The sequence below is a fragment of the Dactylosporangium sp. NPDC000521 genome, assembly GCF_042898305.1.
In the GTDB taxonomy this organism is placed as follows: Bacteria; Actinomycetota; Actinomycetes; order Mycobacteriales; family Micromonosporaceae; genus Dactylosporangium.
This window is the reverse complement of sequence record NZ_JBIAYW010000010.1, coordinates 136,938-152,010: the sequence shown is the minus strand read 5'-3', so window position 1 is coordinate 152,010 and position 15,073 is coordinate 136,938. Positions and strand designations below refer to the sequence as shown.

Here is a 15,073-nt window from a genome sequence, read left to right as displayed (position 1 = left end):
TGTGCGTAAGTTGACCGTGGGACTTCTGAGTCTCACGCTTGCGTCGGGTATGGGGGTGTTCGCCGGGGGTGGTGCCGCGTACGCGGTGCCGGCAGCCGGGGAACCGTCCGTAGCCGACGCCGCGTCACCCTCCGACGAGTTGCCGAACCCGTTGGAGGAAAAGCGGCGCGAATCCCGTGAGGTCGCGATCTCGCAGATCCTGAGCGGCCAGGCGACGCCGGAGAAGCGTGGATCGAGCACGGTCGTCAAGATCGGCAAGAAGGGCCAGGCCGGGAAGGGTGGCGACACCAAGACCAAGAAGGCCCGCGTCGACCAGTACGTCGAGCTGAGCCGCGAGAAGACCGACAAGATCTTCGTCGTCCTCGCCGAGTTCGGCAACCAGCGGCACCCGAGCTACCCGGACCAGGACACGTCGGCCGCCACGCCCGGCCCGACGACGTTCGAAGGCCCGCTGCACAACGCCATCCCGCAGCCGGACCGGTCGGTCGACAACTCGACCCTCTGGCGGCAGGACTTCAGCCAGCAGTACTTCTACAACAAGTACTTCGCCACCGGCAGCGGTGCGGAGTCCCTGAAGACGTACTACGAGAAGCAGTCCTCGGGCCGCTACAGCGTCGACGGTCTGGTGACCGACTGGGTCAAGGTCCCGTACAACGAGGCCAGGTACGGCCGCAGCAACGGCTACCCGTGCGCCAGCAACGTCTGCAGCAACACCTGGAACCTGATCCGTGACGCGGTCGACGCGTGGGTCGCGGGCCAGAAGGCGCAGGGCAAGACCGACGCCGACATCGCCGCCACGCTCGCCTCCTACGACCAGTGGGACCGCTTCGACTACGACGGCGACGGCGACTTCAACGAGCCCGACGGCTACATCGACCACTTCCAGATCGTCCACTCCGGTGGCGACCAGGCCGATGGCGACCCGTACCAGGGCGAGGACGCGATCTGGAGCCACCGCTGGGCGGCGTTCCAGAACTTCACCAGCGGCCCGACGTTCAACCAGATGGGTGGCACGCAGATCGGCAACACCGGTCTGTGGGTCCGCGACTACACGATCCAGCCGGAGAACGGCGGCCTGAGCGTGTTCGCGCACGAGTACGGCCACGACCTCGGCCTGCCGGACCACTACGACACCTCGGGCGCCGGCGGCAACGCCGAGAACCCGGTCAACTGGTGGACCATCATGGCGCAGAGCCGGGTCAGCAAGCCGGGCGACAACAACATCGGCGACCGGGCCGCCGACCTCGGCGCCTGGGACAAGCTGCAGCTCGGCTGGCTCGACTACGAGATCGTCGTGGCAGGGCAGAACAAGACGCTCGACCTCGGCCCCCACGAGTACAACAGCAACAAGGCCCAGGCAGTCGTCGTGGTCCTGCCGAAGAAGCAGATCGTCACCCAGCTGCCCGTCCCGCCGGAAGGCACCAAGTCCTGGTGGAGCGGCTCCGGCAACAACCTCAACAACTCGCTGACCCGCAGCGTGGCGATCCCCGCCGGGACCACCACGCTGAGCTTCAAGGCGGCGTGGGACATCGAGGACTGCGGCCCCGACGCGTGCGACTACGCGTACGTCGAGGTGGACGACGGCACCGGGTTCAAGTCGATCCCGGGCACGATCACCACCGCGGCCGAGGGCAACGGCATCGACGGTGCCAGCAACGGCTTCGTGCCGGCGTCGTTCGACCTGTCCGCCTACGCGGGCAAGACGGTCGGCCTGCGCTTCCACTACTTCACCGACGGTGCCGCCGGTGGCCTGGGCTTCTTCGCCGACGACATCAAGGTGACCAACGGCGCGACCACGGTCTTCGCCGACGGTGCCGAGGCCGGTGCCAACGGCTGGACCGCGGTCGGGTTCACCGCCGTGGGCAGCACGCTGACCACCCCCTACGACAACTTCTACATCGCGTCGAACCGCACGTACTCGTCGTGGGACCAGTACCTGAAGACGGGCCCGTACAACTTCGGCTTCGCCGACAAGCCCGACCTCGTCGAGCACTTCCCGTACGAGGAGGGTCTCCTGGTCACGTACTGGGACACCTCGTTCGGGGACAACAACACCAGCCAGCACCACGGCGGTGGCCTGATCCTGCCGATCGACGCGCACCCGGACCTGGTCTACAAGCTGGACGGCACCCCGTGGCGTCCGCGCATCCAGGGCTACGACGCGACGTTCGGCCTGACCAAGGCGACCTCGTTCTCGCTGCACTACGGCCCGAACAGCACCTCGAGCTACATCCGCGGCCAGAACGGTGTCGCCCAGTTCGACGACAGCAAGAACTACTACCGTGAGGACCCCGCCACCAGCACGTACTACGGTGTCAAGGTCCCCAACAACGGTGTGAAGATCAAGGTGCTCTCGACGAACGGCACCAGCATGAAGATCCGCGTCACCGGCTGAACCACTAGCCGCTGATTCCACCGCGCGGGGAACCGCGCACGGCCGGAGGAGGTCCAAGTGCCATGAACCGAGCACTGGGCCTCCTCCTCGCCGTTTCCGCGCTGTCCTTGCCCGCACTGACCGGGTGCGCCGCGAAGTCCGCGGACAAGGCCGCCGCGCCCGCGCCGTCCGTCTCGCCCGCGCCCTCGGGGCCCTCGGAGCCCGCGCCCTCTCCTTCGAAGGCCGCGCCCAGTCCGGACGGCTCGGTGCTCACCACGCTGCCGTCCGGGGTGCCGAAGACCACCGCGCCGCACGAGCCGACCGACGACTTCGCCGTCCTCACCACCACCGGCCAGGTCCGGGTCACCGGCGCCTGCGTCGAGCTGGTCACGGACAGGATGGTGTGGGTCCTGATCGGCCCGCCCGCCGCCGGGCTGCGCGCCGGCCAGCGGGTGAAGGTCACCGGCCTGCCCGATCCTGGCTTCGAGTCGCGGTGCACCGGTAGCCCGCTGAAGGTCACCACGGTCACCCCTGTGGAGTGACCCGCCCCGTCGCGGCCCGGCGAACCGTTGAGGTATGAGCGGTTCTGTATCCCCGGCGCTGCACGCCGGACAGCGTGCACCCGACTTCGAGTTGCCCGTCGCACCGGATCATCGGGTCGGCACGGCCCAGTACCGTGGCCGCCCGGCGGTGCTCGCCTTCTACCCGGCCGACTGGAGCCCCGTCTGCGGCGACCAGATGGCGCTGTACCAGGCGGTCATGCCCGAGTTCGAGCGCTACAACGCCGGCGTGCTGGGCATCTCCGTGGACAACGTCTGGTCGCACCGGGCGTTCGCGCAAGACCGGGGGATCACCTTTCCGCTGCTGGCCGACTTCGAGCCCAAGGGGCAGGTGGCCCGGCGGTACGGCGTCTACGACGATCGCGCGGGGGTCTGCGAGCGGGCCCTGTTCGTGCTCGACGGCGACGGCGTGGTGGTCTGGAGCGAGGTCACGCCCGCCGGCATCAACCCAGGCGCCGCCGGGATCCTGAACGCGCTCGAAGGCCTCGACAGCGGACGGCGGCCGGTGCTGTGACCACGACTCCGTTCCACGTGACGGTGGCCCGGCTGGTGGTGCCGGTCGGGCCCGACGAGCACGCGCAGGGCGAGGGCACGGTGTCGCTGGTCGAGTACGGCGACTACCAGTGCCCCTACTGCGGCATGGCGCACGCGATCGTGCGGGACCTGCTGCGGCTGCGGCACGAGACGGTCCGGTACACGTACCGGCACTTCCCCCTCACCAACGTGCACCCCTACGCCGAGCTGGCCGCCGAGGTGGCGGAGGCGGCCGCGGCCAGAGGGCGGTTCTGGCCCGCGCACGACTGGCTCTTCGAGCACCAGCGCAGCATCAACCCGCGCCAGCTGATGGTCGGCGTCGAGCGGCTCGGGCTGCCGTCGGAGGAGGTCGCCGACGAGGTCGGCGCGCACGTCCACCTCGACCGGGTCCGCCGCGACTTCGTCGGCGGGGTCCGCAGCGGGGTCAACGGCACGCCGACGTTCTTCATCAACGGGATCCGCCACGACGGCGGGTACGCCCTGGAGGAGCTGCTCGAGGCGGTCGACGAGGCCGCCGAAGCGACCGGCTGACGTTCGTAAAGCGAGGCCGGCTCTCATTACGCGCCGTGTGGGGGCCGGCCGTCAGCATGTCCCGCGACGATTACCCAGTGCGATATCGACCGTTGACTTCCGCACCGCAATCAGCAGGGGATAGGGCTCAACAATGCCTCGGACGTACGGATCCGAATGTTACCCAGGGTGTGAATGGGTGCCGTTTGGCCCCGAATTAATACGCCTTACGCTCAGTAGTATTTACCAGTCGTGCCCGGCGTCAATGTCACATGCTGAAAGACGATCATTCAAATCCTCATTACGTAAGTTGCGGTAGCACTGGCCCGCAGTGCATGCTTTCGCGTTGGGTCCGTTCGATCTTTCGGATCCAAACTGAGCTGAAGATGGATGTGCGGTGACAGTGCGCGCCAGGCTGGGGTTCGTGGCGTGCTTCACCCTGCCCTCTTCGAGGAGTGCGGGCGGATGCTGCTTGCAGATGACTTCTTCCTGATCGCGCACGACGACAGGGACGGCCGGTCCCGTCTGTCGCAGCGGGCGGTCGAACTCGGCCTCGCGGGAGCGATGCTCGGCGAGCTCGTCCTGGAGCAGCGGATCGTCTGCGAGGGAGCCCGGTTGCGCGTGATCAACCGGGACCCCCCGTCGGATCCGCTCGCCCACACCAACCTCGCCACCATGGTCGCGGAGACCCAGCACCGCGAGATCCGCACCTGGCTGCACTTCCTCGGCCAGACCGCGGTCGACGCGGTCGGCCAGCGGCTCGCCCGCGTCGGCCTGGTCGAGCAGACCCAGGTGCGGCGGCTGCTGCGCACCACGACCCGATGGGTGGCCAGCGACATCAACCTGCCGGCCGGACGGGTGGTGCGGCTGCGCCGCCTGCTCACCGGGCAGGAGCCCATGCGGGTCGCCGACACCACCCTCGCCGGGCTGGCCGACGCGACCGGGCTCACCGGTCACGTCCTGTGGGACACCGACCAGGCCAGCCTCAGAAGACTTCAACAAGCGGTCGGCGCACTACCGCCACCGCTGCGCGACCTGATCCTGCAGGTCGAGGCGGCGATCGGCGACTCGGTGCTGTCGCAGCGCGGCTAGCGGACTTTCCTCTCCCCTTCCCCCTCGAATCCCTGGAGGACCGATGTCCGCAACGTCGCCTGCGCGACCGAGCGTGGTATCCCAGGCACTGGCCCGAGACCGTCTCGGCGTGCCGTCCGTCATCATGTTCGCCCTCACGGCGGCCGCCCCCCTCATGGTGGTCGGCGCCCTGGTCTCGTCGGCCTGGGGCTGGGTCGGCGTGACCGGCTTCCCGCTCGCGTTCATCATCATCGCCGCGGTGCTGGCCCTGTTCAGCTTCGGCTACGTCGCCATGTCCCGGCACATCACCAACGCCGGCGCGTTCTACAGCTACATCTCCCAGGGCCTCGGCCGTCCGGTCGGCGTCGGCGGGTCCCTGGTCGCGCTGCTGGCCTACAACCTGCTGCAGATCGGCCTGTACGGCGCGTTCGGCTTCTACGCCTCGCTGATCCTGGCGGAAAAGGCCGACCTGAACGTCGACTGGTGGATCCTGGCGTTCGCGCTGTGGCTGGTCATCGCCGTGCTCGGCCTGCTGCGGGTCGACGTCAACAGCAAGGTCCTCATGGTCCTGCTCGGTGCCGAGCTGATCGCCGTGACGATCTTCGACTTCATCTTCCTGAGCAAGCCGGCCGAGGGTGGCATCAGTTTCGAGCCGTGGAGCTGGGGCTCGCTGAAGGACGCGGCCGGCCCGGCCTTCGCGGTCTGCGTCACCGCGTTCGTCGGCTTCGAGGCCGCGCCGGTCTTCGCCGAGGAGGCCAAGGGCAAGAACCGGACCGTCGCCGTCGCGACGTTCCTCGGCCTGGCCGTCATGGTCGTCTCGTACGCCATCACCAGCTGGGCCGCCGCGGTCAGCATCGGCGTGGACGCCACCGTGCCGGCGGCGCGGGAGATGGCCGAGTCCGGCGGCCCGTTCTTCCCGACCCTCGCGGAGAAGGGCGGCGCCTGGGCCGCCGACCTCGGCCTCATCCTGCTGACCACCAGCATCGCGGCCGCCGCCCTGAGCTACCACAACACGACCGCGCGCTACGCGTTCGCGCTCGGCCGCGAGCGGGTCCTCCCGGCGTTCTTCGGCCGCACCCGGGCCCGCTCCGGCGCACCGGCGTCCGGCTCGATCTTCCAGACCGTGATCGCGCTCGTCGTGCTCGTGCTCTTCGCGGTCCAGGGCTGGGACCCGATGCTCAACCTGTTCTTCTGGCTGGGCACCTCCGGCGGCGTCGGCGTGCTGTTCCTGGTCTTCGCGACCTCGCTGTCGGTCATCGGGTTCTTCGTGAAGGACGCCCGCGGCGAAGGCGCCTGGTCCCGGCTGATCGCACCGATCCTGTCGTCGGTGGCGCTCGCCTACATCATCTGGCTCGTCGTCGACAACTTCGGCGGCCTGCTCGGCTTCGCCCCCGGCACCGAGAACGCGGCCGTCTGGGCGTTCCCGGCGGCGTACGGCGCGGTCGCCGTCATCGGCATCGTCTGGGCGCTGATCCTGCGGGCCACCAGCCGGCAGGACTACGACGCGATCGGCCTCGGCGCCCGCGCCAGCACCGCCCGGTCGGACTCCCCGGACTACGCAGCCCTGTAGTCGCAGGACAAAGGGCCCGGGGCGGTTGCCCCGGGCCCTTTGTCGTTCAGGCGTTCCTCACCGGCTTCGCGGTGTTTCGCGGTGGGTTTCGTGCCCGCGTTACCCGTAGGTGAGGGCCGGCGTGGGCTCGACTCGGTCGGCCACGCGGCGCAGCGTACGCGCGGTGAAGTTGCGCATCTTGCCCATGGTGGCCGATTCGCGGCGACGGTCGTCGATCACGGGGGCGTCGGGCATGGCCGAGTGCGCCTCCAGGCGGACGGCCTCGAGCGACATGATCAGGGCGATCGGGGTCATGACTTCTCCTTGGCAGTGTTGGGTCCGGTGGTCGACCTGACCACCAGGGATACGGGCAGCGTCAGGCGACGCAGCGCCGGGTCTTCGGGCGGGTCGAGCAGCAGCTCTCCCGCGAGCCGCCCGCGCTCGACGCTGGGCTGGCGGATGGTGGTGAGCCCGGCGGCGCCCGCCTCCGGGATGTCGTCGAAGCCGGTGACCGAGGCGTCCCGGCCGGCCTGCAGGCCCCGCACCCGCAGCGCGTCGAGCACGCCGAGGGCCAGGACGTCGGAGGTGCACAGGATCGCGGTCGCCCGGTCGAGCCGATCGAGCGCGCAGGCCGCCGCCTCGGCGCCCTCCTCGCGCTGGTTCGCGGCCGCGTTGATCAGCACGACCCGCTCCCACGGCACGCCCGCGGCCAGGAACGCGTCGCGGAAGCCGCGGACCCGCTCGCCGGTCACGTAGTAGCGCAGGTCGTCGGGGTCGGCATGCACCTGGCTGGTGACGCCGTCGTCGACGATCCAGTGCGCCACCACCGCGATGTCGCGGTGGCCGAGGTTGACGATGTGCTCGCCCAGCCGGCGGGCCGCCGCGCGCTCGTCGATGCCGACGTAGCTCGCCTCCGGCCCGAACGCCCGCGGGTCCTCACCGATCACGATCGGCACGCCGCGGGAGCGCACGAGCTCCAGCGCCGAGTGCCAGTCGGGCACGCAGTAGAGGCAGAAGGCGTCGACGGCCGCGTTGCTGATGACGCGCCGCCCGGCCGCCTCGTCCTTGGGCAGGTTGAGCAGCAGCAGCGAGGTCTCCCGCGCCGAGGCCGCCTCCGCGAGCCCGCGCAGGTAGGCCACCGCATAGGGGTCGGTGAACGCCATCGACAGGTTGTCGGTCAGCAGCACACCGATCGCGTTGACCTTGCCGCTGCGCAGCGAGCGCGCCGTCGGGTTGGGCCCCGAGTAGCCGAGCCGCTGTGCCGCGGAGAGGATCCTGGCGCGCAGCTCCGGGGAGAGCTGATCCGGCCGGCTGTAGGCATTGGACACCGTGCTGCGCGACACGCCGAGCTCGTCGGCGATGGTCTGCAACGTCGCCTTCATGGTCGGGCTCCTCCCTTCTCTGCATCGATCCAGTCTCTTCTGTATCGATACAGTACGTCGGGAGGGAGCCCGTCCGCCAGCCTTTTGTCGGGTCCTTGCATGTGTGCCCCGACACATGCCCTGAGCTGCTCGTTTAATCCTTACGCAATGGCGCGCCACCACGGTTCAACTGACGGCAACGCGTCGATGTTGAGCCGGTCACCTGGGCGCGGGATCGCGAGCGTGATGTCCCGCGCGGCGGCCTCGTCGAGCAGCCGCTCGACCGGCTCCGACCACGCGTGCACCGCCAGGTTGAACGTGCACCAGTGCAGCGGGATCAGCACCCCGGCCCGCACGTCGAGGTGCGCGCTCGCCCCGTCCTCGGGCTTCATGTGGATGTCCGGCCACGCGTCGCCGTACGCGCCGACCTGGATCAGCGACACGTCGAACGGCCCGTGCTGCTCGCCGATCTCCTTGTAGCCGCCCCAGTAGCCGGAGTCTCCCGTGTAGAACACGCTGCGCCGCTCGCCCTTGACCGCCCACGACGCCCACAGTGTGCCGTCGCGGGTGAACCGGCGGCCGGAGAAGTGCCGCGCCGCCGTGGCGGTCAGCCGGACGTGCCGGACCTCCACCGACTCGTCCCAGTCCAGCTCGATGATCCGGTCCAGCGGCACACCCCAGCGCTGCAGGTGCGCGCCGACACCCAGCGGCACGAGGAACGGCGCCTGCTGCGTCCTCGCGAGAGCCTTGATCGACGCCAGGTCCAGGTGGTCGTAGTGGTCGTGCGAGATGACGATCGCATCGATCCTCGGCAGCTCCTCCAGCCCCAGCGGCATCGGGTGCAGCCGCTTCGGCCCTACGAACGACGTCGGGGAGCACCGCTCGCTCCACACCGGGTCGAACAGCACCCGCACCCCCTCGACCTCCGCCAGCGCCGTCGAGTGCCCCAGCCACGTGACGTGCAGGTCGCCGTCCTGCTTCGCGGGGAACGCCGGCCTCACCACCGGGATCACCCCCTTCGGCCGCCGCGGCTGCTGACCGAAGATCAGCTGGCGGAACGCGTTGGCCATCGCGCCGTCCGGCAGGGCCTCGGCCGGCACCGGGTTGACGAACTTGCCGTCCCCGTACTGCGGGGAGCGCCGCATCCGCTCCGCCCTCGCCCCCGACGCGACCGCACCGAGCTGCGCCGGAAGGTCACGCAGCGCCCACGCCACCCCACCCGCCGCAGCCGCGACCGCCGCCAGAGCCAGGACCCGTGTCGTCTTGCCCATGCTTCGTCGACCTCCAGTTCACCCGCCATGTCGTGAGCTTCAGCACCAAGCTTTCCATCGGCACCACACCAACGGTTGCACGGATTTTTCGCTGTACTGGAGGTCACGCGCCGTCACATGCCCTCTCATCAGCGCAAATGCTCCTCAACGCTTTCCCGCGCTCCGGGCGCGTCCGCCGTGGTCGAACAGAACCGGCAGGTCGCGCCGTCTTTCCGGCTCTGTTGCGAAGCTATCGAGGTATGGAAAGCTGCCCGCAAACTTCCCCCATCACGCGTCGGTCACTTTCCCCCCGGAGGCCCGTCGTGACCTGGTTCATCAACCAGTCACTGCTGTTCATCATCGTTGCGTTCCTCCTCGGCCTGCTCGTCGGCTACCTCTGGTGGGGCCGTCAGGTGCGCCGGATCCGTTCCGAGGAAACCACCACCTCACCCGCGACCCCCCAACCCCTCGTCGCCGCTGTGCCGGCCGAGCCCGTCGCGGAGCCGGTCGCTCAGCCGGAGCCCGTCGCCGATCCCGAGCCCGTCGCGCAGCCCGTTGCGGAGCCGGAGCCGGTCTCGGACCCCGTTGCGGAGCCGGCGCCCGTCGCCGGTCTCGAGCCCGTCGCCGATTCCGAGCCCGTTGCGGAGCCGGTCGCTCAGCCGGAGCATGTCGCGGAGCCCGTTGCGGAGCCGGAGTCCGTCGCGGAGCCGGAGCCCGTCGCGGAGCCGGAGCCCGTCGCGGAGCCCGAGCCGGTTGCCGACCCCGACCCCGAGCCGGTCGTGGCTTCCGCAGCCGAGCCCCTGCCGGCCGAGCCCCCCGCAGGGGACCCGGTCGTCGAGGACCCGGCGCCCGTCGCGGTCGCGGAGCCCGAGCCGGTCGCCGAAGAAGCAAGCGTCATCGAAGCCGAACCTACTCCCGAACCCGAGCCGGTCGCTCTGGCCAAGACGCCCGCTGTGGATAACCCGGTCGTTGTGGACGACGAGCTGGTCGCGGACGTCGAGTCCGCGTTCGCGACGGCGCCGATCCTCGCGGACGCACCCGAGCCAGAGGAAGCGCCCAAGGCCGAGGACGACCTCGCCAGGATCGAAGGCATCGGTCCCAAGATCGCCGCCGCGTTGAAGGCGGCGGGCATCACCACCTATGCCGCATTGGCCGATGCCGAGCGGTCCGCCTTGGAAGACGCGCTCGCCAACGCCAATCTGCGATTCGCACCGAGCATTGGTTCGTGGAGCCGTCAGGCGCGTCTCCTCGCTGACGGCGACGAGGCGGCCTTCAAGGAGCTCACGGACTACCTGGTCGCCGGTCGCGAGCCGACCCCCAAGAAGCCGGTCGTGGCGCCGGAGCCGGTTGTCGCTGAGGCCGAGCCAGTACAGGAGCCGCAGCCCGAACCGCAGCCCGAGCCGCAGCCCGAGCCGGTCGCCGAGGTCACGCCCGAGCCGGTTGCCGAGGTCACGCCGGAGCCGGAGCCGGAGCCGGTCGTGGCGGCAGAGCCGGAGCCGGTCGTGGTCGCCGAGCCGGCCGCCGTCGCGGAGGCCGCGCCGGAGCCGGTCGTCGCGGCGGTGGCCGTGGACGACGGGCCGCCGGACAACCTGCAGCGGATCGAGGGGATCGGCCCGAAGATGTCGGCCGCGCTCATCGCCGCCGGGATCCGGACCTACGTGAAGCTCGCCGAGTCCGACGTGGACACGCTGCGCACCGCGATCGAAGCGGCCAACCTGCGGTTCGCCCCGAGCATCGTCACCTGGGCCCGGCAGGCGCGCCTGCTCGCGGAGGGCAAGGAGACGGAGTTCAAGGAGCTGACCGACTGGCTGATCGCCGGCCGCGAGCCGACCGCCAAACCCTCCTCCACCGGCACGGCCGGCAGCGCCGCCGGGTCCGCCTGATGGCGGGCACGACGACGACCCGGACCGTGCGGCACGAGCTGCGCAGGGTCAACCCGGTCGTGCCGATCGTGGCCGGCGTGGTCGGGTTCGCCGCGCTCGCGGCGGGCATGGAGGTGCCGTTCCGGCACCACATCGAGAACGTGCTGACCGACCACACGAAGGTCGCGCTGAGCAACGCCGGGATCGACGCCCAGGTGTCGTTCACGGGGCGGGACGGCACGGTGCGCGTCGGCTCCGCCGACGAGCGGCAGAAGGCCGAGGACGTCTCCCGCGCCGTGGAAGGCGTGCGGGTCGTGACGGTGATCGCGCCACCGAAGGTCGAGGTGCCGCCGTCACCGGTCGCGGTGAAGTTGCTCGTCGACGCCGGGAAGGCGACGCTCACCGGTACAGTCGCCGACGACGCCGCCAAATCGGCCCTCGCCGACGCGGTGAAGACGGCCTTCGGCAGCGAGAACGTGCTCGACGAGGTGACCGTCGACGCCAAGCGCAGCACCGACGGCGTCAAGCTCGGCGCGCTGGCGCCGGTGCTCGTCGCGCTCGGCAAGGAGACCAAGGCCGGGGTCGTCGACCTGCAGGGCGGCACGGTGACGCTGACCGGCACGGTCGTGTCGCAGGCGGTCAAGGACCAGGCCGAGCAGGCGGCCCGCGAGGTCACCGGCATCGTGCGCAACGAGCTGGCGATCGGCGAGGCCAAGGCCGAGCAGGTGCAGACGCAGCTGGTGGCACTGCCGACGGTCGAGTTCGAGAACGACAGCGCGACGCTGACCCCGCAGGGGCAGGCGGTCGTCGCCAACGTGGCGTCGATCCTGAAGGCCAACCCCAGTATCCGGATCAGCATCGAGGGCCACACCGACAGCACCGGCACCGAGGCGAGGAACCAGACGCTGAGCGAGGCCCGCGCCAAGACGGTCCTCGACACGCTGGTCGCGCAGGGCATCGCGGCGGAGCGGCTGACCTCGAAGGGCTTCGGCGAGTCCCGCCCGAAGGTCCCCGACACCAGCGACGCCGCCAAGGCGATCAACCGCCGGGTCGAGTTCATCGTCCAGCAGTAATACGAAGGCCAGCAGTAATACGAAGGCCAGCAGTAATACGAAGAAGGGGGGCCACAACGGCCCCCCTTCTCGGTAACAGCGATCAGTGGTGCACGGGGAACAGCGGCGCGCGGACCGCGCTGCTGTCGGCCCGCAGCGACTTCGCCTGCAGCGAGACCGCGGTCGGGTCGGGCTGCGGCAGCGCGTCGCACGTCGCGTCGGCCTTGTCGCCCTTCTTGCGGGCCGGCAGCTTGCCGGTCGCGAGGTAGTCGGCGATCACGTTGTCGACGCACTCGTTGCCGTTGAGCGAGTTGGCGTGCGTGGTCTGGCCGACCTCCGCCAGCAGCGCGCCGTTCGGGAAGCGGCGGCGTGCCTCGAGGCTGCCCTCGAACGGCGTGGCCGCGTCCAGCGTCGTGCCGACGAACAGCACGCTCTGGACCTTCGAGCCGTCGACCTTGACCGGCTTGGACACCTTGCCGGGCCAGAAGAGGCACGGCGCGTTGTACCAGGCGTTGTCCCAGGTCATGAACGGCGCCTTGAGGAACGTGCGCCAGTTGTCGCGCTCCCAGGTGCTCCAGCTCTGCGGCCACTGGGTGTCGGTGCACTGCACCGCGTTGTAGACCGCGAAGCCGTTGTCGTCGCCGGGGGCGACGTAGTTCTCGTACGCCGCGACGATGAGGTCGGTGTTCTTGTCGTTGGCCCAGCCGGCGAACGCCTCGGCCAGCTCCAGCCACGTCGACTGGTAGTAGCCGGCGTAGAGGAAGATGTCGGCGAACTCGTCCGGGCCGACCACGCCGCCGGCCGGCTTGGTGCGGAGCTTGTTCTGCTCCGCGTACCAGCGCAGCTGCACCTCGGTGCCGGTCTTGCCCAGGTGGTAGACCGAGTCGTACTTGGCGACCCAGTCGAACCAGATGCGCTCGTTGCGCTCGAAGTTCACGTCCTGGTCCAGGTTCGCCTGGTACCAGACCTTGCGCACGTCGACGTTGCCGTCCAGCACCATGCGGCGCACCTGCTTCGGGTGCAGCGTGCCGTAGACCTGGCCGAGGTAGGTGCCGTACGAGAAGCCGTAGAAGTTGATCTGGCTGGCGCCGAGCGACTTGCGGATCGACTCCATGTCGTTGACGGAGTCCACCGTCGTCATGTGGTCCAGCAGCTCGCCGCCGGCCTTACCGCAGGCCTTGGCGTAGTTCTTGGACCGGTCGAGCCAGGTCTTCTCGATGCTCTGGTTCCACGGGATGTACTCCGGACGCGGACCGTTGAAGTAGTCGTTGTCGCAGGACAGCGCGGGAACACTGGAGCCGACGCCGCGCGGGTCGAAGCCGATCCAGTCGTACGCCTGGCCGGCGCCGTTGGGGACGTACTCGCCCAGCACCGACAGCGTCAGCCCGGAGCCGCCGGGGCCGCCCGGGTTGACGAGCATGACGCCCTGGTAGTCCTTCGCGGCGACCTTCGCCTTGATCCGCGAGACGGCGATCTGGATCTTCTTGCCGTTGGGCTTGCTGTAGTCCAGCGGCACGTCGAGCAGGCCGCACTCGGCACCGCGCCGCTGCAGGCCCGGGCTCTCGCACTGACCCCACGTGATCTTGGCAGCCCCTGCCGTGTCCGCCCCTGGCGCGGCCGAGGCGCCGGTCGCCGGGACGACGACCAGCGCCGTGGCCGCCGCGGTGAAGAGGGCGAGCCCCTTCACGGTCTTTCGCTCCACAGATCCTCCCAAATTTGCCCAAATGGGGGTCTTCGGGCAATTGATTCGGGCCAAACGATGTCACGCTGATCGTTTCGGGCGTGCCTGACGCGCGGAAGACCGGCAACCCTTTCCTCCACCCGTGCAAACTCGCCCCGCGCACCGGTGGTGACCTGGCAGCGGGGTCGGGGCGGACCGCCGGTGCGGCAGCGAGGGGCCTCGGCGCCGGCCGGCCGCCGCTCGTGCGGTGGGCCGCCATGTCCCCGAGACGTCGCATTGAACATTGACGACGTTGCGATACCGGCGCCGCTATCGGAATTGTCTGATGTGGGGCGGCTCGGCCACGCCGTCCGCAGCGGCGAGCCCGTCGCCCCAGGCGGGAGAGGTGCTCGGCCGCCACCTCCCATGCCTGGCCGGCGGCGGAACATCGTTAGGGAGAGAATGATTCCGGCGCCGCCAAGAGCATTATTTACATTGGAGTATTTGAATTATCAAGCAACCGCTATTCACCGGAATGGGAGACGGATAGCCGCTCGTGTCCTGGTTTTCCTGCCCCGATGCTGGACGGGTCGCGATGACCACGACACGAGGGAGGCACCAGTCATGGCCCAGCAGAAGCCAGCGAACCGGCTCAGCCGCCGAGGCATCCTCACCGGAGCGGGAGCCGGTGGCCTGGCCGCGGTCACCGCCGCGGTCACCACCGCCGGCCCGGCCGCCGCCGCACCCGGCGACCCGGTCCTCCAGGGCGCCGACAACAACGCCGGCGCCGGATCGACCATCCTGCGCTCGACCGCCGACACCGCCACGCTCGACGTCCGCAACACCGCCACCGTCGCCGTCGAGGCCACCGGCTTCGACGCGGGCGTCGTCGGGTACTCCTCCAACGGAAACGGCGTCATCGGCCGCAGCGACATCGGCTACGGCGTCATCGGCGTCGCCGGCGACCTCGGCGGCGTCGGCGTCGTCGCCTCCGCACCGGACGAGTTCAGCAAGACCGCCCTCTCCGTCCGCGGCCAGGCCCGCTTCAGCCGCAGCGGCACCGCCACCGTGCCGGCCGGCGCGAGCAGCGTGACCGTCACCGGCCTGCACGTCTACGCCTCGACCCGGGCGCTCGCCCTCGCCCAGCGCAGCACCGCCGTGTGGGTCAAGGCGGCGGTGCCGAACCCGGCCACCGGCGAGCTCCGCCTGCACCTCAACGCCGCCGCCCCCGCCGGTGGCGTCCCGATCGCGTGGTGGCTGCTGGAGGCCTGAGGAGGCCCGACCGGCCGC

Annotated in this window: 13 protein-coding genes; 9 read left to right on the top strand and 4 right to left on the bottom strand. The window is 70.0% G+C overall.

The genetic code is table 11. The features are described 5' to 3' along the window. Position 1 precedes the first annotated feature (1 nt). The 6 genes from ACFY3L_RS30895 to ACFY3L_RS30870 all read left to right on the top strand — a co-directional run bounded on the left by ACFY3L_RS30895 (position 2) and on the right by ACFY3L_RS30870 (position 6,619). Positions 2 to 2,395 (top strand): immune inhibitor A domain-containing protein, encoded by a 2,394-nt coding sequence (locus tag ACFY3L_RS30895; RefSeq protein ID WP_389331786.1) that lies wholly within the window; start codon positions 2 to 4, stop codon positions 2,393 to 2,395. A 62-nt stretch (positions 2,396 to 2,457) separates the two neighbouring features. After that, positions 2,458 to 2,916, top strand: coding sequence for a hypothetical protein (locus ACFY3L_RS30890; RefSeq protein WP_389331784.1), 459 nt, complete (start codon positions 2,458 to 2,460; stop codon positions 2,914 to 2,916). Positions 2,917 to 2,950: 34 nt separating this feature from the next. Then, positions 2,951 to 3,448 (top strand): redoxin domain-containing protein, encoded by a 498-nt coding sequence (locus ACFY3L_RS30885; protein ID WP_389331782.1) that lies wholly within the window; start codon positions 2,951 to 2,953, stop codon positions 3,446 to 3,448. Continuing rightward, complete coding sequence (locus tag ACFY3L_RS30880) at positions 3,445 to 3,999, top strand: DsbA family protein (RefSeq protein ID WP_389331780.1); 555 nt, start codon at positions 3,445 to 3,447, stop codon at positions 3,997 to 3,999. The genes ACFY3L_RS30885 and ACFY3L_RS30880 overlap by 4 nt, the downstream gene beginning before the upstream one ends. 444 nt (positions 4,000 to 4,443) lie before the next feature. Further along, positions 4,444 to 5,070, top strand: coding sequence for a GPP34 family phosphoprotein (locus ACFY3L_RS30875; RefSeq protein WP_389331778.1), 627 nt, complete (start codon positions 4,444 to 4,446; stop codon positions 5,068 to 5,070). Between the two features lie 109 nt (positions 5,071 to 5,179). Continuing rightward, the gene (locus ACFY3L_RS30870; protein WP_389331775.1) at positions 5,180 to 6,619 is read left to right on the top strand and encodes an APC family permease; all 1,440 of its coding nucleotides are present in this window, start codon (positions 5,180 to 5,182) and stop codon (positions 6,617 to 6,619) included. Between the two features lie 99 nt (positions 6,620 to 6,718). On the opposite strand, the gene ACFY3L_RS30865 is transcribed toward ACFY3L_RS30870, so the two are convergent. The 3 genes from ACFY3L_RS30865 to ACFY3L_RS30855 all read right to left on the bottom strand — a co-directional run bounded on the left by ACFY3L_RS30865 (position 6,719) and on the right by ACFY3L_RS30855 (position 9,230). After that, positions 6,719 to 6,913, bottom strand: a complete 195-nt coding sequence (locus tag ACFY3L_RS30865; RefSeq protein ID WP_389331773.1) for a hypothetical protein — start codon at positions 6,911 to 6,913, stop codon at positions 6,719 to 6,721. Further along, the gene (locus ACFY3L_RS30860) at positions 6,910 to 7,980 is read right to left on the bottom strand and encodes a LacI family DNA-binding transcriptional regulator (RefSeq protein ID WP_389331770.1); all 1,071 of its coding nucleotides are present in this window, start codon (positions 7,978 to 7,980) and stop codon (positions 6,910 to 6,912) included. Before ACFY3L_RS30860 ends, ACFY3L_RS30865 begins: the two co-directional genes overlap by 4 nt. 140 nt (positions 7,981 to 8,120) lie before the next feature. Beyond that, entirely contained in the window at positions 8,121 to 9,230 is a 1,110-nt protein-coding gene (locus ACFY3L_RS30855) for an MBL fold metallo-hydrolase (RefSeq protein WP_389331767.1), read from the bottom strand. A gap of 32 nt (positions 9,231 to 9,262) precedes the next feature. Between ACFY3L_RS30855 and ACFY3L_RS30850 the strand changes: the two genes are divergently transcribed. Both ACFY3L_RS30850 and ACFY3L_RS30845 read left to right on the top strand, forming a co-directional pair. Then, the gene (locus ACFY3L_RS30850; protein ID WP_389331764.1) at positions 9,263 to 11,092 is read left to right on the top strand and encodes a helix-hairpin-helix domain-containing protein; all 1,830 of its coding nucleotides are present in this window, start codon (positions 9,263 to 9,265) and stop codon (positions 11,090 to 11,092) included. Further along, positions 11,092 to 12,144 carry an OmpA family protein gene (locus tag ACFY3L_RS30845; protein ID WP_389331761.1) on the top strand — a complete coding sequence of 351 codons (1,053 nt, stop codon included), beginning with the start codon at positions 11,092 to 11,094 and terminating at the stop codon, positions 12,142 to 12,144. The genes ACFY3L_RS30850 and ACFY3L_RS30845 overlap by 1 nt, the downstream gene beginning before the upstream one ends. 82 nt (positions 12,145 to 12,226) lie before the next feature. Here the strand turns inward: ACFY3L_RS30845 and ACFY3L_RS30840 are convergent, their stop codons facing one another. After that, positions 12,227 to 13,825, bottom strand: a complete 1,599-nt coding sequence (locus ACFY3L_RS30840; protein ID WP_389331758.1) for an alpha/beta hydrolase — start codon at positions 13,823 to 13,825, stop codon at positions 12,227 to 12,229. Positions 13,826 to 14,407: 582 nt separating this feature from the next. Between ACFY3L_RS30840 and ACFY3L_RS30835 the strand changes: the two genes are divergently transcribed. Next, positions 14,408 to 15,055: a hypothetical protein gene (locus ACFY3L_RS30835; protein ID WP_389331755.1), complete on the top strand. Its 648-nt coding sequence runs from the start codon at positions 14,408 to 14,410 to the stop codon at positions 15,053 to 15,055. The last annotated feature ends 18 nt before the right edge of the window (positions 15,056 to 15,073 follow it).